Genomic DNA, 16,908 nt, shown 5'->3' on the forward strand with positions numbered 1-16,908 from the left:
CACCACGGTGCGCGAGGCACGTACCTCATGCAGCAAGCGATTTCCCCCCGCTGCACGCCCGCAGGAGCCGCCCGTGTCCACCCCGCTTCCCTCCTTCGCCCCTTCGGCCGCCTTCGACGACGCCCCGGGCCCGGCCCTGGTGCGGCCGGAGACCCGGCGGCTCAACGGCGCCGTACGGGAGGCGTACGTTCCGCCCTTCGCCCCGCCCGTCACCCACGGCTCGCTGGCCGACCTGCCCTTCGACAACGCCGACGCGGTGCCGGACGCCGTGGTCCTCAGCCGCCGGGACGCCGACGGGCGCTGGACGGACGTGACGGCGGCGCAGTTCGCCGCGCAGGTGCAGGCCGTGGCGAAGGGGCTGATCGGCGAGGGGCTGATGCCCGGCGACCGGATCGCCGTCATGGCCCGCACCCGCTACGAGTGGACCCTCCTCGACTTCGCCGCCTGGGCCGCCGGACTGGTGGTGGTCCCCATCTACCCCACCTCCTCCGCCTTCCAGGCCCGCTGGATCCTCCAGGACTCCGGCGCCGTCGCCCTGATCACCGAGACCGTCGCCGAGGCGAACGCCCTCGGCCCCGAACTGGACCGCGTCCCCGACCTGCGCCGCCTGTGGGTGATGGACAAGGGGCACGTCGACCGGCTGGCGGAGGCCGGGGAGGAGCAGCCCGACGGCGAGGTCGCCGTACGGCGCGGCATGCTCGTGCCCGACACCCTGGCCACCCTCATCTACACCTCGGGCACCACCGGCCGGCCCAAGGGCTGCGCGCTGACCCACGGCAACTTCTTCGCCGAGGTCGACAACGCCGTCGAACTGCTCTACCCGATCTTCAGGGCGCGGACCAGCGACGAGGCGTCCGTGCTGCTCTTCCTGCCCATGTCCCACGTGTTCGGGCGGATGGTGGAGGTGGCCTGTGTGCGCGCCCGGGTCCGGCTGGGCCACGCCCCGAGCCTCAAGGCCGAGGACCTGCTGCCGGACCTCGCCGCGTTCCGGCCGACCTGCCTGCTGACCATCCCGTACATGCTGGAGAAGGTCTACAACTCCGCCCGCGCCAAGGCCGAGTCGGGCGGCCGGGCCTCCACCTTCGACCGGGCCGCGGGCGTCGCCGAGCGCTACGGCGAGGCGCAGGAGGCCCGCCAGTCCGGCACGGGCCCGGGCCCGGGGACCGCGCTCAAGGCGGCCCGCGCCATGTACGACCCGCTCGTCTACCGGCGCCTGCGCAACGCGATGGGCGGCCGGGTGAAGTACGCGATCTGCGGCGGCTCCCCGCTGGGCCGCCGGCTCGCGGCCTTCTACGCGGGCGCCGGCATCGAGGTCTACGAGGGCTACGGGCTCACCGAGACGACCGGCGCGGCCACCGTGACACCGCCCCTCAAGCCCCGCCTCGGCACGGTCGGCTGGCCGCTGCCCGGCACCCGGGTCCGGATCGCGGCGGACGGCGAGGTCCTGCTCTCCGGCGAGCACGTGCTGCGCGGCTACTGGGACCCGGCGGCGGGCGGCGTGGTCCCCGCGGCCGCCGACGGCTGGCTGGCCACCGGTGACATCGGCGCCCTGGACGACGAGGGCTATCTGACGATCACCGGCCGCAAGAAGGAACTGCTCATCACCGCGGGCGGCAAGAGCGTCGCCCCGGCCCCCCTGGAGAACTGGCTGCGCTCGCACCCGCTGATCTCGCAGTGCCTGGTCGTCGGCGACCGCCGCCCCTACGTCGCCGCGCTGATCACCCTCGACATGGACGGCGTCGGTCACTGGCGCCGGATGAACGGCCGGCACCCGGTCCCCGCCGAACTCCTCGTCGACGACCCGGAACTGCGGGACATCCTGCAGCGCGCCGTGGACGAGGCGAACAAGCTGGTGTCCCGGCCCGAGTCGATCCGCCGCTTCGCCGTCCTGCCGGTGGACCTCACCGAGATGGACGGGCACCTCACGCCGTCGATGAAGCTCCGCAGGGACGCGGTCATGCGGGACTTCGAGGCCGACGTGGAGGCCCTGTACGCGGGCTGAACCGCCCGCCCGACCGCTCGTGCCGCCCCCGCCCCCGCCGCGGTGGCCCCGGCCATCCGGACCCCCACACTCCCCCCCCGCTCGGAAGGCAGCAGTGAACGCTCGCACCCCCCACCATCCCGCCCTGCGCCGGGCCCGCACGGCCGTCGCGGCGTCCGCCGCCGCGCTGTCCCTCGCCGCCTGCGGTGTCGTCGACGGCATCGCGGGCTCCGACGGCTCCGAGGAGCCGCGCAAGGGCGACGACGTCACCGTCGGACTGCTCCTGCCCGACAAGGCCACCGCGCGGTTCGAACGGTTCGACCACCCACTGATCAAGAAGGAGGTCGCCTCCCTCACCCACGGCAAGGGCAAGGTCGTCTACGCCAACGCCGGGTCCAGCACGCAGCAGCAGAGCCGCCAGTTCCGGCAGCTGATCGAGGACCGGGTGGACGTGATCCTCGTGGACGCCGTCGACTCCCAGGCCATCGCACCGGACGTGCGCCGGGCCAAGGACGCCGGCATCCCCGTCATCGCCTACGACCGCCTGGCCGAGGGCCCCGTCGACGCCTACGTCTCCCACGACAACGAACTCGTCGGCGAGGTGCAGGCCCGCTCCCTCGTCCAGCGCCTCGGCTCCAAGGCGCTGACCAGCAAGGTCGTCATGATGCACGGCGACCCCGCCGACCCGAACACGGCCCGCTTCAAGCAGGGCGCGGTCACGGAGCTCAAGGGCGTCGTGAACATCGTCAAGGAGTACGACACCCGCAAGTGGGCGCCCGAGGCGGCCAAGGCCAACATGCGCAAGGCCATCGCGGCCGTCGGCGCGGACGGCATCGCCGCGGTCTACTCGGCCAACGACGGCATGGCGGGGGCCGCCATCGACGCGCTCAAGGAGGCGGGCGTCGGCCAGGTGCCGCCGGTGACCGGGCAGGACGCGAACCTGGACGCCATCCAGCGGATCGTCTCCGGGGAGCAGTACATGACGGTGTACAAGCCGTTCGAGCTGGAGGCGACCACCGCCGCCCGGATGGCCGTCTACAAGGTGCAGGGCCGCGGCGTCGCCTTCGACGCCCTGGCCCAGGACGTGGTCGACAGCCCCACCCGCGAGGACATCCCGGCCGCGCTGCTGACGGTGGTCGCGGTCACCCGCAAGAACATCGACGACACGGTCGTCCGGGACGGCGTGTACACGGTCGACCAGATCTGCACCCCCCGGTACGCGGCCGACTGCGCCGCGATCGGTCTCGGCTGACGGGACGCCGACGGGACGGGCCCGGCTCTCAGGCGGTGCCCTTGCGGGCGAGCAGGAAGGCCTGTGGGACCGTCTCGTCGAGGGCGGGGTCCGGCTCCCGGACCGTGCGCGAGTGCAGGGCGAAACCGGCCCGCGTCAGCAGCGCGGCCATGTCGTCCGGGCGGCGGCGCAGGAAGGTCAGCGCGACCGGATGCCCGAACGGCCGGTCGTGGTGCCGGTGTTCGTCCCCGGCCTGGAAGGCGACCAGCAGGGGAGCCCCCGGCGCCAGCACCCGGTGGAACTCGGCGAAGAGCTCCGGCAGCCGGTCCTCCGGGAGGTGGATGGAGGAGTAGAACGACACGGCTCCGGCCAGCGCCCCGTCCGGCAGGTCCAGCTCCAGCATCGAGCCCCGCTCGAACCGCAGTCCGGGGTTCTCCCTGCGGGCGATCGCGAGCATCGACTCCGACAGGTCGACGCCGAACACGTCCAGGCCCAGGGCGGCGAGACGGGCCGTCGTCCGGCCGGGCCCGCAGCCCAGGTCGGCCACCGGCCCGCGGCCGCTCACGAGTTCGGCGAACACCCGCAGCACGGCCCGCTCCAGGGGCCGCCGCGCCATCTCGTCCTCGAAGAGCCTGGCGTAGTCCTCGGCGATGGCGTCGTAGAAGGTGCGGGTGGCGGTCAGGAAGTCGGCTTCGGTCATGGTCCGCGACCCTAGGGGGTGTCTTGTCGATCAGGCCAGGCTCCTGATCGACAAGACACCCCCTGGCGCCAAGTGCCGGCCGGTGCGCCCTACTCGGGCCCCGGGCCCGGTCCCCTGCCGTCCGCACCGGTCCGGCCGGTGCCGCGCGCGCCGCCCAGGGCCGCGCCGGCCGCCACGCCCACCCCCATGCCCAGGCCGAGCCCGAGCGCCAGGTTGTCGAACACCGTCGTGCCGAGCACCACGCCGAGCGCCAGGCCCAGGGAGATCCCGAGGGACACACCGGTCGCCAGGGCCGTGTCCCGCTCCGGGCCGCCGCCGTTCTCACCGCTTGTCATCCGGCGATCCTCCCACGCGGCCCGCTCACGCCACTCCCATCGCCCGCAGCAGCGCGGCCGATCCCGCCGCCGCCAGCACCACGACCGGGAAGGGCGCGCCCCGCCACGCCAGGACACCGCCCACGAGCACGCCCGCTGGACGGGCCCAGCCGGCGAACCCGCCGCCCTCCGTCAGCGCTCCCGTGGCCAGCAGCGCCACGAGCAGCACCACCGCCCCGGCCGCCAGCAACTCCTGCACCCGCGCGGGCAGCGCGACCCGCCCGTGCAGCGCCGGGCCCACCAGCCGGAAGGCGTACGTCCCGGCCGCGAGCACCAGGATCACGGCGACCGTCGCCGTCGTGGAGGTCATGCCGCACCGCCCTTCCGGCCGTGGACCACCAGACCCGCGAGCGCCAGCAGCACGGGCACGCCCGCCGGGACGGCCGGGGTGACGGCCAGGGCGAGCGCGGCGCCGAGCAGCGCGGACCGGCGGACGGAGCGGTCCGTGCGCAGGGCCGGCAGCACCAGCGCCACGAGCACCGCAGGGAACGCGGCGTCGAGTCCGTACGTCGCCGTGTCGCCGAGCGCGGTGCCGGCGAGGGCGCCGGCCAGGACGCCGGTGTTCCAGGCGGCGAACAGGCCCAGGCCGTTCACCCAGAACGCGGCCCGGCGGCGGGCCGGGTCCGGCTGGGCCAGCGTGAACGCCACCGTCTCGTCGGTGACCAGGTGCGCCCCGGCCAGGCGGGCGAGCCGTCCCGGTCCCAGGACGTCCGCCACGGCGAGGCTGAAGGCGGCGGTGCGGGTGTTGAGGATCAGCCCGGTGGCCGCCGCGGCGAGCGGCCCGCCCCCGGCCAGCAGCAGCCCGACCGCGCTGAACTGCGCCGAGCCCGCGTAGACGACGAGCGACATGGCCACCGGCACCCAGAGCGGCAGCCCGCCGGCCACGGCGATCGCGCCGAAGGACACGCCCACGACCCCGCTCGCGAGCCACACGAGGGCGCTGTCGCGCACCAGGGGTGCCATCATCGGTGTTCGGAGCAGCGAACGCATGTTTCCCAGAATGAACAGACGGACCACCGTTCGTCAAGGCGAACAGGTGGACCGGCAGAGCGAACGACTGGAAGTGAGCCGATGGGTGAGCCCCTGACGTGGATCGCCGCCTCCCTGCGCCGCGAGCGCGCCCGCGCCGGGCTGTCCCTGTCCGAGCTGGCCAAACGGGCGGGCATCGCGAAGTCCACGCTGTCCCAGCTGGAGAGCGGCGGGGGGAACCCGAGCGTGGAGACGCTGTGGGCGCTCGGCGTGGCGCTCGGGGTGCCGTTCAGCGCGCTGGTGGAGCCGCCGGCCCCCGCGGTCCAGGTGATCCGGGCGGGCGAAGGGCCCACGGTGGCGTCCGAGCGCGCCGACTACGTGGCCACCCTGCTCTCCGCGAGTCCGCCGGGCGCGCGGCGGGACATCTACCACCTGCGCGCGGAGCCGGGCGCGGCCCGTGAGTCCGAGCCGCACATCCCGGGCAGCGTGGAGCACCTGATCGTCGGGGCGGGCCGGGTGAAGGCGGGGCCGCGCGGCGAGGAGGCCGAGCTGGGCCCCGGGGACTACATGACGTACCGGGGGGACGTGCCGCACGCGTACGAGGCGCTGGAGCCCGGGACGTTCTTCGTCCTCGTCATGCAGCACGTGTAGAGACGTCCGGCGGCAGGCGAAAGGCAGGAGCCCCGCCGCCTTGCGGCGCGGGGCTCCTTGGGTACTGCACTCAGTTCCGGATCAAAGCACCAGGCTCCGAGGACCGAATCAGACGGGGGTGACGTTCTCCGCCTGCGGGCCCTTCGGGCCCTGGGTCACGTCGAAGGAGACCTGCTGGTTCTCCTCCAGCGAGCGGAAGCCGCTCGCGTTGATCGCGGAGTAGTGAACGAAGACGTCGGGGCCGCCGCCTTCCTGGGCGATGAAGCCAAAGCCCTTTTCGGCGTTGAACCACTTCACGGTTCCGGTAGCCATAAGCCCTCCTTGGGCCCAAAGGGTTGCCCTGCTCCAGAACCCTGCAAGTGTGAAAACAAAGTGCCGCACAACTGCATACGTCTGAAAACGACGAGAGCCCGCGGTTACATGCTCCGCAGGCTCTGTACTGCAAGGGAAACCAAACTGCAACTTGCGGCGAGCCTAGCACGCAGGCAGCCGAAAGCAATAGAGGTCAAGATCACTTCACTCGGACGTTTGAAGATCCGTGTCAGTGGTTGACCGAAGCCGATGACCTGTTTGTCACGACCCTGAAGGCTGAACGGTACCCCATGGGGTCTAGTCTCGCGATGTGGACAATTCTCGCACCCGGCCCCGCGTGGGCCACATCCAGTTCCTCAACTGCCTGCCCCTGTACTGGGGGCTCGCGAGAACCGGCACGCTCCTCGACTTCGAGCTGACGAAGGACACCCCGGAGAAGCTCAGCGAGCAGCTCGTGCGCGGCGATCTCGACATCGGCCCGATCACGCTCGTCGAGTTCCTGCGCAACGCCGACGACCTGGTCGCCTTCCCCGACATCGCCGTCGGCTGCGACGGACCGGTGATGTCCTGCGTGATCGTCTCGCAGGTCCCCCTCGACCAGCTGGACGGCGCTCGCGTCGCCCTCGGCTCGACCTCCCGCACCTCGGTCCGGCTCGCCCAGCTGCTGCTCGCCGAGCGGTACGGCGTCCGGCCCGCCTACTACACCTGCCCGCCCGACCTCAGCCTGATGATGCAGGAGGCGGAGGCCGCGGTCCTCATCGGCGACGCGGCACTGCGGGCCAACCTGCTCGACGGCCCGCGCTACGGGCTCCAGGTGCACGACCTGGGCGCGCTCTGGAAGGAGTGGACCGGCCTGCCCTTCGTCTTCGCCGTGTGGGCGGCGCGCCGCGACTACCTGGACCGGGAACCGGACATCACCCGCAAGGTCCACGAGGCGTTCCTCGCCTCGCGCAACCTCTCCCTGGAGGAGGTCGGCAAGGTCGCGGAACAGGCGGCGCGCTGGGAGGCCTTCGACGAGAAGGTCCTGGAGCGCTATTTCACGACCCTCGACTTCCGCTTCGGCGGCCCGCAGCTCGAGGCGGTCGCGGAGTTCGCGCGCCGCGTCGGACCGACCACGGGATTTCCCGCGGACGTGAAGGTCGATCTGCTCCATCCGTGAACGCCCGGCGGCCGAAGCAGGCACCGGTGAGAAGTCACGGGTGAGGGCTTGTCGGCGGCCCTCCGCACCTCAGGAGGGCCGCGGAGGGCGTTTCGACGCCCCGCCCTTCACCCATGAGGCCCGCGCCCATCGGACTGATCCATGGGCGGCGGCGGTTCCGGTCAGCGCCGGGTGACGCGCACCCGATCCACACTAATCTGCTGCGAAGTCAGCGGGGGCGATGGGCCGTACGGGGGAGAGGTGGACGGCGATGCAGCCACTCGGCATGGACGAGCCCACGGCCGTCGGGCCGTACCGGCTCCTCGGCCGGCTCGGCTCCGGCGGCATGGGCCGGGTCTACCTCGGCCGCAGCGCGGGGGGCCGTACGGTCGCCGTCAAGATCGTGCACCCGCACCTCGCGCTCGACGAGGAGTTCCGCACCCGCTTCCGGCGCGAGGTCGAGGCGGCCCGGCGGGTGGGCGGGGCGTGGACGGCACCCGTGCTGGACGCCGACCCGGAGGCCGCGGTGCCCTGGGTCGCCACCGGCTACGCGGCCGGTCCGTCGCTGTCGGGCGCCGTCACCGACTCCGGCGCCCTGCCCGCGCCGTCCGTACGGGCCCTGGGGGCCGGACTCGCGGAGGCGCTGGCCGCGGTGCACGAGCTGGGCCTGGTGCACCGGGACGTGAAGCCGTCGAACGTGCTGCTGACCCTGGACGGCCCCCTGCTGATCGACTTCGGCATCGCGCGGGCCCTGGACGGCACCGCCTCCCTCACCTCCAGCGGCGTCTCCATCGGCTCGCCCGGCTACATGGCGCCCGAGCAGATCCTGGGCAAGGGCGTCACAGGGGCGGCCGACGTCTTCTCGCTGGGCGCCGTGCTCGCCTACGCGGCGGCCGGCGAGCCGCCGTTCTCCGGGGACACCTCGGCGGCCCTGCTCTACAAGGTCGTCCACGAGGAACCCGAACTCGACGCGCTGGACGACACCCTGCGCGAGCTGGTCGCCCGGTGCCTGGCCAAGGAGCCGGGGGCCCGCCCCACCCCGGTCGAGCTGGCCGCACGACTGGCCCCCGAGGGCGCGGCCCGGCTGGTGGCGGGCGGCTGGCTGCCCGGTCCGCTGGTCGAGCAGGTCAGCCGGGGCGCCGTACGGCTGCTGAACCTGGACGCCGCGCAGGACGCCCCGTCCGGGCCCGTGGAGTTCAGCCGGCCCGTCACCGTCGGCGAGTTCGGGCCCGCCCCGGTGATGCCCGCCCCGGTGCCCGCTCCCCGGGACGCGATGCCCACGCCCGCCGGCTCCACCGGGACGTCTGCGCCCGGCAAGCCGGGGGTGACCGTCGCCGCGCGCGGACGCCGGGTGAGCTGCACGGTGACCCTGGCCGTCGCCGGCGCCCTCGCGGCGGTCACGCTCGGGGCCGTCGCCGTCCTCGACGGGATGCCGGGCCGGGGCGCCGACGACCCGGACACCGGCGCGGGCTCCGACGCCGCCTCGTCCCGGGCGCCGGACAAGCCGCAGGGCTCCGTCCCCGCCCGCTACCTCGGCACCTGGGAGGGGAAGGCCACGGCCGTGGGCGGCTCCCTGCCCGCCGGCACCTTCCGGCTCACCGTGCACAAGGCCGAGGTCGGCGGGGAGTTGGGCAGGCTGCGCCAGACCGACCTGCTCGGCGGGGTCTGCAACGACGTCCTCACCCTGAAGGAGGTGACGGCGAAACAGCTCGTCGTCACGTCCGTGGGCGCGAAGGGCAACCACGCCGGCTGCAACCCCGAGCCGCACACCGTCCGCATCACCCCGGCGGGCGACGACCTCGTGTACCGCTCGGAGAGCTCGGCGGAGGGCGAGCCGGAGGCCCGTCTGTCGAAGACCGGCGGGGGGAGCCGCTGATGGAGGTGGGCACGCCGGTCGTCGTCGCCGTGGCCGCCCTGTGGGGCGCGCTCGCCGGAGCCCTGCTGCCCCGGGCCGCCTACCGTTTCTCCGCGCCCGACGAGGAACCGTGGCGGGCGCACTGCCCCGACGGTCACCCGGTGCCGGGATGGCTCGGCCCCGCCGGCTGCCGGCAGTGCGGGCCCCGCGCCCCGTACGGGCCGGGCGCGACCGTGCCCGTCCTCGTCACCGCCGTCGTCTGCGCCGCCCTCGCCGCCGCCACCGGCACCCGGCCCGAGCTGGGCGCCTGGCTGCTGCTGGCGCCCGGCGGCGTCCTGCTCACGCTCGTCGACCTGCGGGTGCGCCGCCTCCCCGACCCGCTCACCCTCTCCCTCGCCGGCGGCGCGCTCGCCCTCCTCGGCCTGGTCGCCGCCGTCCCCGAGCACGCCGGGCACTGGCCGACCGCCGTGGCCGCCTCCCTCGCACTCGGCGCCTTCTACTACGGCCTGCACCTGCTCAACCCCGACGGCATGGGCTTCGGCGACGTGAAACTGGCGCTCGGCGCGGGCGCGGTCCTCGGCTGGTACGGCTGGCCGACCGTCATGCTCGGCACCTTCGCCGGGTTCCTGTCCGGAGCGCTGTACGGCTGGGGCCTGGTCGCCCTGCGCCGGGCCGGCCGCAGCTCGGCGATCCCCTTCGGCCCGTTCCTGCTCGGCGGGGCGCTCGCAGGGGTGCTGATCGGGGCGTACGCGGCCTGACGTCGGCCGTGTCAGGGCCCTGGCGTACGCTGGTCCGGTCTGCCCAACCTTGACGAAAGGGACGCCCCCGGTGACCGAGAAGGCCGACCTCCAGTCTGTGCTCGACCGTGCCGCAGCCGGTGGGCGGATCACCCCGGAAGAGGCGCTCGACCTCTACCGCGACGCCCCGCTCCACGCGCTCGGCTCCGCCGCCGACGCCGTGCGCCGCCGCCGCTACGCGGGCACCGAGCACATCGCGACGTACATCATCGAGCGGAACATCAACTACACGAACGTGTGCGTCACGGCGTGCAAGTTCTGCGCCTTCTACGCCCCGCCGAAGGACACCGCCAAGGGCTGGACCCGCGACCTCGACGACATCCTGCGCCGCTGCGCGGAGACCGTCGAACTCGGCGGCACCCAGATCATGTTCCAGGGCGGCCACCACCCGGACTACGGCGTCGAGTACTACGAGAAGCACTTCGCGGCCATCAAGAAGGAGTTCCCGCAGCTCGTCATCCACAGCCTGGGGGCGAGCGAGGTCGAGCACATGGCCCGGATCTCCAAGGTGAGCGTGGAGGAGGCCATCCAGCGCATCCACGCCGCCGGCCTCGACTCCTTCGCCGGCGCCGGCGCGGAACTGCTCCCGGAGCGTCCCCGCAAGGCCATCGCACCGCTGAAGGAGTCCGGCGAGCGCTGGCTGGAGATCATGGAGACCGCCCACAACCTGGGCGTGGAGTCCACCTCCACCATGCTGATGGGCACCGGCGAGACCAACGCCGAGCGGATCGAGCACCTGCGGATGATCCGTGACGTGCAGGACCGCACGGGCGGCTTCCGCGCCTTCATCCCATACCTGTACCAGCCCATGAACAACCACCTGAAGGGCCGCACGCAGGCCACGATCTTCGAGTACCTGCGGATGATCGCGATCTCCCGGCTCTTCATGGACAACATCGCCCACATCCAGGGCTCCTGGCTGACCACCGGCCAGGACGCGGGCCAGCTGACGCTGCACTACGGCGCGGACGACCTCGGCTCGGTCATGCTGGAGGAGAACGTCGTCTCGGCGGCCGGTGCCCGGCACCGCTCCAACCTCCAGGAGATGATCGACATGATCCGCTCCGCGGGACGGGTCCCGGCCCAGCGCGCGACGACGTACGAGCACCTCGTCGTGCACGACGACCCGGCGAACGACCCCGTCGACAACCGCGTCATGTCCCACATCTCCTCGACGGCGATCGAGGGCGGGACGGCCCACCCCGAGCTGAAGATCCTCACCTCCAACTGACCTGCCCGTGCTGACCCTTCACGTCGCCGACGCCTCGCCCGGAACCGCCGTCCTGGTCGACGGCGCGCACCTCGCCGCCGTCGGCCCGTACGAGGACCTGGCCGCCGCCCACCCGGACGCCCGGCTGCGGAAGTGGCCCGGCATCCTCACACCCGGACTGCTCAACCCGTACGGCCCGGAGCTGCTGGAGCAGGCCTACCACCCCGACCCGCGCGAGGCGGACCGGCTCGGCACCGAGCCGCTGTTCGGCGAGCGCGCGCGGGACCTCCTCGGCGCGGGACCGTCCGCGCGGGCAGCCAGCGCCCGCCGCGGGGTCCAGCGCCTGCTGGCGCACGGCACGGTCGCGATCGCCGGTGAACTGCGCGGCCGTGAGGCCCTGGACGCGGTCCGCAGGGCCGGGCTCGCCCTGGCGGGACGCCCGGCCGCACTGCCCGGCCCCCCGGCGCTCTCCCCGGTGCCGCTCGTCCTGCTGCCGGCCCTCGCCGCCGGGAAGCCCGCGCGGTTCGCGGTGTTCGACGTGCCCGACCGCGCGGCCCTCGTCCGGCAGGGCGCGTCCACCTGCGTGGCCACCGTCGTGGCCGGCCGCCTGGTGCACCGCCGGCGCTGACCGCGCGGCCGTCCGGGAAGCCGCCGCGGGCGGACGGGGGAGCGGCTGCAAGAATGGGCCCGTGACGCGCGCATCCCTGGACAAGCAGCCGCATGAAGTCGCCTCGATGTTCGACGGCGTCGCGGAACGGTACGACCTGACCAACGACGTCCTCTCCCTCGGGCAGGACCGGCGATGGCGCAAGGAGGTCGCGAAGGCGGTCGACGCGCGGCCCGCGCAGAAGGTCCTGGACCTGGCGGCCGGCACCGGCACGTCGTCCCTGCCCTTCGCCCGCACCGGCGCCTACGTCGTCCCCTGCGACTTCTCCCAGGGCATGCTCCGGGTCGGCAAGCGGAACAACACCTGGCTGCCGTACACGGCGGGCGACGCGACCCGACTGCCGTTCCAGGACGACACGTTCGACGCCGTGACGATCTCCTTCGGGCTGCGCAACGTCCAGGACTTCGACACCGCGCTGCGCGAGATGTACCGGGTGACCCGGCCCGGCGGGCGCGTCGTCATCTGCGAGTTCTCGCACCCGACGTGGGCGCCGTTCCGCACCGTCTACACCGAGTACCTGATGCGCGCCCTGCCGCCGGTCGCCCGCGCGGTGTCCTCCAACCCGGACGCGTACGTCTACCTCGCCGAGTCCATCCGCGCCTGGCCCGACCAGCCGGCGCTCGCCGAGCGGCTGCGCACGGCGGGCTGGTCCAAGGTGGCCTGGCGGAACCTGACGGGCGGCGTCGTCGCCCTGCACCGCGGGTTCAAGCAGAGCTGACCATGGCGTAGGGGTCGCCGGGCTCGTCGAGCGCGCGGTGCCCGCCGCCCGACGGCGGGCGCGGCATGCGCGGCTCGCGCACGCCTCCGCCGCCCTCTCCCTCACCGAAGTCGAACCAGACGGCGACCGTCGAGTCCCGCGGCACCGGGGTGCCGGGCTGCGGATACTGACGGACGACGTAGTCGACGACGACGAGACCGAAGTCCGGCCGGTCGGGTGCGGTCAGGGACAGGCCGTGGGACTTGGCCGCCTCGCGGGCGTCCATGGCCATCAGCCCGACGAGTCGCGGGACCCGCACCTCGGGTGTCGTGGGTGTTGTGTGCACGGATGTCACCCCCAGCGGTACTCGAAGGGTAGACCGCAGGGGTGCCGTCCGGAAGCGTCACGTGGCTTTCTGTGACAGTCGGCTACTCTCCGTGTCCGGCTGGGGGGTTCAGGTCGAGCCGGTAGCAGTGCCCCCGCCGGTCGTCCGGCGTGGCGAACACCTCCGCGAGCCGCATGCCCAGCCGCCGTGTCACCGCTATCGACCGCTCGTTGCGGGCGTCCACCATCGCGACGACCCCCGGCACCCCGGCGGCCCGCACCCGCTCCAGCGTCTCCCGCGCGGCCGCCGTGACATACCCCTTGCCCCAGTGCTCCCGGGCCAGCCGCCAGCCGATCTCGATCTCCCCCGTGGGGCCCCACTCCCGCTCCCAGGGCTGGGCGCCGGTGAAGCCGACGACGCGGCCGTCCTCGTCGAGCACCGTCCACAGGCAGAAGCCGCGCTCGGCGTCGTGCCGGCGCTGGCGGGCGGTGAGCTCCTCGTAGGCGGAGAATTCGGCGGCCCGGCCGCCGTGGAACTCCATGACGTCGGGATGGGCGAAGGCCCGGTGCCAGGCCACCGCGTCCTCGTCGGTGGGCACACGCAGCCGTACAACGGGCAGAGCTCGGTTCACAGGGCAGCCCTTCAGCCGGGTGATCAATTCTGCTGCATAGACTGCCCATGTCCAGTGCCCGTCGGCACGCAGATTCCGAACCTTGGGGAGTTCCCGCCGTGACCGAGCCCCTCTCCGAAAACACCGCCGATGTCATCGTCGTCGGAGCGGGCCCAGCCGGCTCCACCACCGCGTACCACCTCGCCAAGGCCGGACTCGACGTACTGCTCCTGGAGAAGACCGAGTTCCCGCGGGAGAAGGTCTGCGGCGACGGGCTGACCCCGCGCGCCACCAAGCAGCTCGTCGCCATGGGCATCGACATCTCCGAGGAGGCCGGCTGGCTGCGCAACAAGGGCCTGCGGATCATCGGCGGCGGCGTGCGCCTCCAGCTGGACTGGCCGGATCTCGCCTCCTTCCCGGACTACGGACTCGTCCGCAAGCGCGACGACTTCGACGAGCAGCTCGCCCGCCAGGCCCAGAAGGCCGGCGCCCGGCTCTTCGAGCGCTGCAACGTCGGCGCCCCCGTCATCGACGACCGCACCGGCCGGATCACCGGCGTCCACGCCAAGCTCGGCGAGGAGAAGCGCGAGGTCACCTTCCGGGCGCCGCTCGTCGTCGCCGCCGACGGCAACTCCTCCCGGCTGTCCCTGGCGATGGGCCTGCACCGGCGCGAGGACCGCCCGATGGGCGTCGCCGTGCGGACGTACTTCGAGAGCCCCCGCCACGACGACGACTACCTGGAGTCCTGGCTGGAACTGTGGGACCGCCGGGGCCCCGAGGACCGTCTGCTGCCGGGCTACGGCTGGATCTTCGGCATGGGCGACGGCACGTCCAACGTCGGACTCGGCGTGCTCAACACCTCCGAGTCCTTCAAGGAACTCGACTGGCGCGAGGTCCTGAAGGCGTGGTGCGCCTCGATGCCGGAGGACTGGGGCTACACGCCGGAGAACATGACCGGCCCGATCCGCGGCGCCGCCCTGCCCATGGCCTTCAACCGCCAGCCGCACTACACCAAGGGCCTGCTGCTCGTCGGCGACGCCGGCGGCCTGGTGAACCCCTTCAACGGCGAGGGCATCGCCTACGCCATGGAGTCCGGGCAGATCGCCGCCGACGTCATCGTCCAGGCGCACGCCCGCTCGACCCCCGCGGGCCGGGAGATGGCCCTCCAGCGCTACCCGCGGGTCCTCAAGGACACCTACGGCGGCTACTACACGCTGGGCCGCGCCTTCGTGAAGCTCATCGGCAACCCGAAGGTCATGAAGATCGCCACCCAGCGCGGTCTGACCCACCCGATGCTGATGAGGTTCACGCTGAAGCTCCTGGCGAACCTCACGGACCCGACCGGCGGCGACGCGATGGACCGCATCATCAACGGCCTGAGCAAGGTGGCCCCGAAGGCCTGACCGGCCCCGCCCGGGGGAGACCCCGGGCACGCGTAAGGGCCGCGGCCCCCGAGCGGCTGCGGCCCTTACGGCGATCTGTACGGCTCAGAGCACGCGGACCGCGCCCGACGCCGGGTAACCCGACAGGTCCTGGATGACGACGCCCTTGGAGGGGTTGGCCGCGTCCAGGTACTGGCCGTTACCGATGTAGACGCCCACATGGTAGGCGGAACCCTTGCCGCCCCAGTAGAGGATGTCGCCGACCTGGATCTGCGACAGCGGGATGTCGGTGCCGGCCATCGACTGGTCCTGGGACACCCGCGGCAGGTCGACGCCGACCTGCTTGAAGGCGGCCTGCACCAGGCTGGAGCAGTCCCACGCGTTGGGGCCGGTGGCACCCATGACGTACGCGTCGCCGACCTGGGCCCTGAGGAACGAGACGACCGTCGCGACGCTGCCGCTCGCCGGGGCGGAGACGCTCGCGGAGGCGGACAGGGTGGCGCGCTCCGTGCTGCGGGACGCGGCGGCCTCTGCGGCGGCCTTACGGGCCTCCTCGGCCTTCTTCTTCGCCTCGGCCTTCTTCTTGGCCTGAGCGAGGTCCTTCCTGGCCTCCTCGGCCGCCGCGGCGGCGGCCGCGTCACGCTCGGCCTCGAGCTCGTAGTTCGCCGCCGCCAGCTGCGTGGCGTCCGCGGACTGGGCGAGCTGGTCCGCCAGGTCCCCCGAGAGGGTGGGCAGTTCGATGGTCTGCGTGACCGGCTCGGCGGCGTTCGCCGTGGCCGCAGCACCAGCCGCTGCCATGCTGAGCACGCCACCGGCAACACCGGCACGCATCGCGATCGTGGTCGACGCGGTGCGGCGGGGCTTCCGGTGGCTGCGTATGTGAGCGGTGTGGGACATGGGTACAACCGGTATCAGGGGCTCCTCCATACCTTCAAGAAACGTGGGCTGCGCCACAGTTGTTCAACGGACGCCCCAAATTCCCGGCGGAGCGCCCTTTATTGACGCCGTAACGGACATAGCGGGCGGCCGTCACCCTGCCCGTGATCACGGGCTTTCATCATTAAGTCCGAATTGCCCCGCGCTTACCACTGGTTGGGACCGGTGGCCAAGCCCGGTTCTCACGGACCCCTGACAGGTGTGGCAGAGGTCACGCAACGGTCACGGGCTCGTGCGCGTCCGGTGCCCGGATCGCGCCGCCGGAGTTCGTGAACGCGCGCACGCGTCCACATCGGTCCCCCTCGCTCCCTCTGATGTGTGAACGCCGTCCTCTATCAAGTCTTCCGGTCCAACTCCAATTTGCATGCACAGGAAGCCTCTTGATATGGAGACGCCCCCTCTGAGCTGCATCGACGAGCGAAAATGTCACCTCTGGTGATCACTCGGACGCTTCACGTGCGAAGATCACCGCTCATCCGTGTTCATGATCGTTCGTCAGGTGGTGGAGATCACAAAGCTTGTGCAATACCCCGTGTCGCAGATCACAGACCGGCAGGCATAAGATGCGAGGCAGTTGGGCTTGTGACCTGCTTCACATGTTCTCGATCTTCGCCGGGACCAACGGTGTTCGTGGGACCGGTGGGGCGGCCGTGAGCCCAGTGCTAACCGCCAGCAGTCAGTGCCGACTGAGAGGAGCGAGGAGCGGTGAACGCGTATGCGCCCATCCTCGTACTGGGAGCCCTCGGGGCAGGCTTTGCGATCTTCTCCGTGGTCATGGCCACGCTGATCGGTCCGAAGCGGTACAACCGGGCCAAGCTCGAGGCTTATGAGTGCGGAATCGAGCCGACCCCCACGCCGGCCGGCGGCGGGCGCTTCCCCATCAAGTACTACCTGACGGCGATGCTCTTCATCATCTTCGATATCGAGATCGTCTTCCTCTACCCCTGGGCCGTCACCTTCGACTCCCTGGGGATCTTCGGGCTCGTGGAGATGCTGCTCTTCGTGCTCACCGTCTTCGTCGCGTACGCGTACGTATGGCGGCGCGGCGGCCTGGAATGGGACTGAGGGGCCTT

General features: G+C 72.4%; 19 protein-coding genes. 11 read left to right on the forward strand and 8 right to left on the reverse strand.

The window, feature by feature from the left end; all coding sequences use genetic code 11:
• Nucleotides 1-73: 73 nt before the first annotated feature.
• Both ADL34_RS00405 and ADL34_RS00410 read left to right on the forward strand, forming a co-directional pair.
• The gene (locus tag ADL34_RS00405) at nucleotides 74-2,002 is read left to right on the forward strand and encodes an AMP-dependent synthetase/ligase (protein WP_062664229.1); all 1,929 of its coding nucleotides are present in this window, start codon (nucleotides 74-76) and stop codon (nucleotides 2,000-2,002) included.
• A gap of 94 nt (nucleotides 2,003-2,096) precedes the next feature.
• Nucleotides 2,097-3,233 (forward strand): sugar ABC transporter substrate-binding protein, encoded by a 1,137-nt coding sequence (locus ADL34_RS00410; RefSeq protein ID WP_079033971.1) that lies wholly within the window; start codon nucleotides 2,097-2,099, stop codon nucleotides 3,231-3,233.
• 28 nt (nucleotides 3,234-3,261) lie between these two features.
• On the opposite strand, the gene ADL34_RS00415 is transcribed toward ADL34_RS00410, so the two are convergent.
• The 4 genes from ADL34_RS00415 to ADL34_RS00430 all read right to left on the reverse strand — a co-directional run bounded on the left by ADL34_RS00415 (nucleotide 3,262) and on the right by ADL34_RS00430 (nucleotide 5,276).
• On the reverse strand, nucleotides 3,262-3,912 hold the full coding sequence (locus ADL34_RS00415) for a class I SAM-dependent DNA methyltransferase (RefSeq protein WP_062664227.1): 651 nt from the start codon (nucleotides 3,910-3,912) through the stop codon (nucleotides 3,262-3,264).
• An 89-nt stretch (nucleotides 3,913-4,001) separates the two neighbouring features.
• On the reverse strand, nucleotides 4,002-4,247 hold the full coding sequence (locus tag ADL34_RS00420; RefSeq protein ID WP_062664225.1) for a hypothetical protein: 246 nt from the start codon (nucleotides 4,245-4,247) through the stop codon (nucleotides 4,002-4,004).
• A gap of 25 nt (nucleotides 4,248-4,272) precedes the next feature.
• Complete coding sequence (locus ADL34_RS00425) at nucleotides 4,273-4,596, reverse strand: AzlD domain-containing protein (protein ID WP_062664223.1); 324 nt, start codon at nucleotides 4,594-4,596, stop codon at nucleotides 4,273-4,275.
• The gene (locus ADL34_RS00430; RefSeq protein WP_062664433.1) at nucleotides 4,593-5,276 is read right to left on the reverse strand and encodes an AzlC family ABC transporter permease; all 684 of its coding nucleotides are present in this window, start codon (nucleotides 5,274-5,276) and stop codon (nucleotides 4,593-4,595) included. Before ADL34_RS00430 ends, ADL34_RS00425 begins: the two co-directional genes overlap by 4 nt.
• Nucleotides 5,277-5,357: 81 nt before the next feature.
• Here ADL34_RS00430 and ADL34_RS00435 point away from each other — a divergent pair, with 81 nt between their 5' ends.
• On the forward strand, nucleotides 5,358-5,906 hold the full coding sequence (locus tag ADL34_RS00435) for a helix-turn-helix domain-containing protein (protein ID WP_062664221.1): 549 nt from the start codon (nucleotides 5,358-5,360) through the stop codon (nucleotides 5,904-5,906).
• A gap of 108 nt (nucleotides 5,907-6,014) precedes the next feature.
• Here ADL34_RS00435 and ADL34_RS00440 read toward each other — a convergent pair whose 3' ends face one another.
• Nucleotides 6,015-6,218 (reverse strand): cold-shock protein, encoded by a 204-nt coding sequence (locus tag ADL34_RS00440; RefSeq protein WP_003992177.1) that lies wholly within the window; start codon nucleotides 6,216-6,218, stop codon nucleotides 6,015-6,017.
• Between the two features lie 310 nt (nucleotides 6,219-6,528).
• On the opposite strand from ADL34_RS00440, the gene ADL34_RS00445 reads away from it, so the two are divergent.
• The 6 genes from ADL34_RS00445 to ADL34_RS00470 all read left to right on the forward strand — a co-directional run bounded on the left by ADL34_RS00445 (nucleotide 6,529) and on the right by ADL34_RS00470 (nucleotide 12,603).
• Nucleotides 6,529-7,377 carry a menaquinone biosynthetic enzyme MqnA/MqnD family protein gene (locus ADL34_RS00445; protein WP_062664219.1) on the forward strand — a complete coding sequence of 283 codons (849 nt, stop codon included), beginning with the start codon at nucleotides 6,529-6,531 and terminating at the stop codon, nucleotides 7,375-7,377.
• 250 nt (nucleotides 7,378-7,627) lie between these two features.
• Nucleotides 7,628-9,232, forward strand: a complete 1,605-nt coding sequence (locus ADL34_RS00450) for a serine/threonine-protein kinase (protein ID WP_062664217.1) — start codon at nucleotides 7,628-7,630, stop codon at nucleotides 9,230-9,232.
• Nucleotides 9,232-9,969 (forward strand): prepilin peptidase, encoded by a 738-nt coding sequence (locus tag ADL34_RS00455; RefSeq protein ID WP_062664215.1) that lies wholly within the window; start codon nucleotides 9,232-9,234, stop codon nucleotides 9,967-9,969. The genes ADL34_RS00450 and ADL34_RS00455 overlap by 1 nt, the downstream gene beginning before the upstream one ends.
• Nucleotides 9,970-10,039: 70 nt before the next feature.
• Nucleotides 10,040-11,239, forward strand: coding sequence for a cyclic dehypoxanthinyl futalosine synthase (gene mqnC, locus ADL34_RS00460; protein ID WP_062664214.1), 1,200 nt, complete (start codon nucleotides 10,040-10,042; stop codon nucleotides 11,237-11,239).
• 7 nt (nucleotides 11,240-11,246) lie between these two features.
• Nucleotides 11,247-11,846: an imidazolonepropionase-like domain-containing protein gene (locus tag ADL34_RS00465; RefSeq protein ID WP_062664212.1), complete on the forward strand. Its 600-nt coding sequence runs from the start codon at nucleotides 11,247-11,249 to the stop codon at nucleotides 11,844-11,846.
• Nucleotides 11,847-11,907: 61 nt separating this feature from the next.
• Complete coding sequence (locus ADL34_RS00470) at nucleotides 11,908-12,603, forward strand: demethylmenaquinone methyltransferase (RefSeq protein ID WP_062664210.1); 696 nt, start codon at nucleotides 11,908-11,910, stop codon at nucleotides 12,601-12,603.
• Here ADL34_RS00470 and ADL34_RS00475 read toward each other — a convergent pair.
• A complete protein-coding gene (locus ADL34_RS00475; protein ID WP_234374911.1) occupies nucleotides 12,590-12,928 on the reverse strand; it encodes a PASTA domain-containing protein in 339 nt (112 codons plus the stop codon). The genes ADL34_RS00470 and ADL34_RS00475 overlap by 14 nt on opposite strands.
• Before the next feature lie 82 nt (nucleotides 12,929-13,010).
• Nucleotides 13,011-13,538 (reverse strand): GNAT family N-acetyltransferase, encoded by a 528-nt coding sequence (locus ADL34_RS00480; RefSeq protein WP_062664206.1) that lies wholly within the window; start codon nucleotides 13,536-13,538, stop codon nucleotides 13,011-13,013.
• Nucleotides 13,539-13,585: 47 nt separating this feature from the next.
• Here ADL34_RS00480 and ADL34_RS00485 point away from each other — a divergent pair, with 47 nt between their 5' ends.
• Nucleotides 13,586-14,920, forward strand: a complete 1,335-nt coding sequence (locus tag ADL34_RS00485) for a geranylgeranyl reductase family protein (RefSeq protein WP_062664205.1) — start codon at nucleotides 13,586-13,588, stop codon at nucleotides 14,918-14,920.
• Between the two features lie 84 nt (nucleotides 14,921-15,004).
• On the opposite strand, the gene ADL34_RS00490 is transcribed toward ADL34_RS00485, so the two are convergent.
• Nucleotides 15,005-15,826, reverse strand: a complete 822-nt coding sequence (locus ADL34_RS00490; RefSeq protein WP_062664203.1) for a C40 family peptidase — start codon at nucleotides 15,824-15,826, stop codon at nucleotides 15,005-15,007.
• Nucleotides 15,827-16,540: 714 nt separating this feature from the next.
• Between ADL34_RS00490 and ADL34_RS00495 the strand changes: the two genes are divergently transcribed.
• A complete protein-coding gene (locus ADL34_RS00495) occupies nucleotides 16,541-16,900 on the forward strand; it encodes an NADH-quinone oxidoreductase subunit A (RefSeq protein WP_030950624.1) in 360 nt (119 codons plus the stop codon).
• The last annotated feature ends 8 nt before the right edge of the window (nucleotides 16,901-16,908 follow it).

This window comes from Streptomyces sp. NRRL WC-3605 (assembly GCF_001509795.1).
Classification (GTDB): Bacteria; Actinomycetota; Actinomycetes; order Streptomycetales; family Streptomycetaceae; genus Streptomyces; species Streptomyces viridochromogenes.

Excerpts from the sequence above, each read along its gene's own strand:
- ADL34_RS00440 (WP_003992177.1), bottom strand. The coding sequence starts at position 6,218 with ATGGCTACCGGAACCGTGAAGTGGTTCAACGCCGAAAAGGGCTTTGGC.
- ADL34_RS00490 (WP_062664203.1), bottom strand. The coding sequence starts at position 15,826 with ATGGAGGAGCCCCTGATACCGGTTGTACCCATGTCCCACACCGCTCAC.
- ADL34_RS00415 (WP_062664227.1), bottom strand. The coding sequence starts at position 3,912 with ATGACCGAAGCCGACTTCCTGACCGCCACCCGCACCTTCTACGACGCC.
- ADL34_RS00450 (WP_062664217.1), top strand. The coding sequence starts at position 7,628 with ATGCAGCCACTCGGCATGGACGAGCCCACGGCCGTCGGGCCGTACCGG.
- ADL34_RS00485 (WP_062664205.1), top strand. The coding sequence starts at position 13,586 with ATGTCCAGTGCCCGTCGGCACGCAGATTCCGAACCTTGGGGAGTTCCC.
- ADL34_RS00420 (WP_062664225.1), bottom strand. The coding sequence starts at position 4,247 with ATGACAAGCGGTGAGAACGGCGGCGGCCCGGAGCGGGACACGGCCCTG.
- ADL34_RS00425 (WP_062664223.1), bottom strand. The coding sequence starts at position 4,596 with ATGACCTCCACGACGGCGACGGTCGCCGTGATCCTGGTGCTCGCGGCC.
- ADL34_RS00430 (WP_062664433.1), bottom strand. The coding sequence starts at position 5,276 with ATGCGTTCGCTGCTCCGAACACCGATGATGGCACCCCTGGTGCGCGAC.
- ADL34_RS00455 (WP_062664215.1), top strand. The coding sequence starts at position 9,232 with ATGGAGGTGGGCACGCCGGTCGTCGTCGCCGTGGCCGCCCTGTGGGGC.
- ADL34_RS00435 (WP_062664221.1), top strand. The coding sequence starts at position 5,358 with ATGGGTGAGCCCCTGACGTGGATCGCCGCCTCCCTGCGCCGCGAGCGC.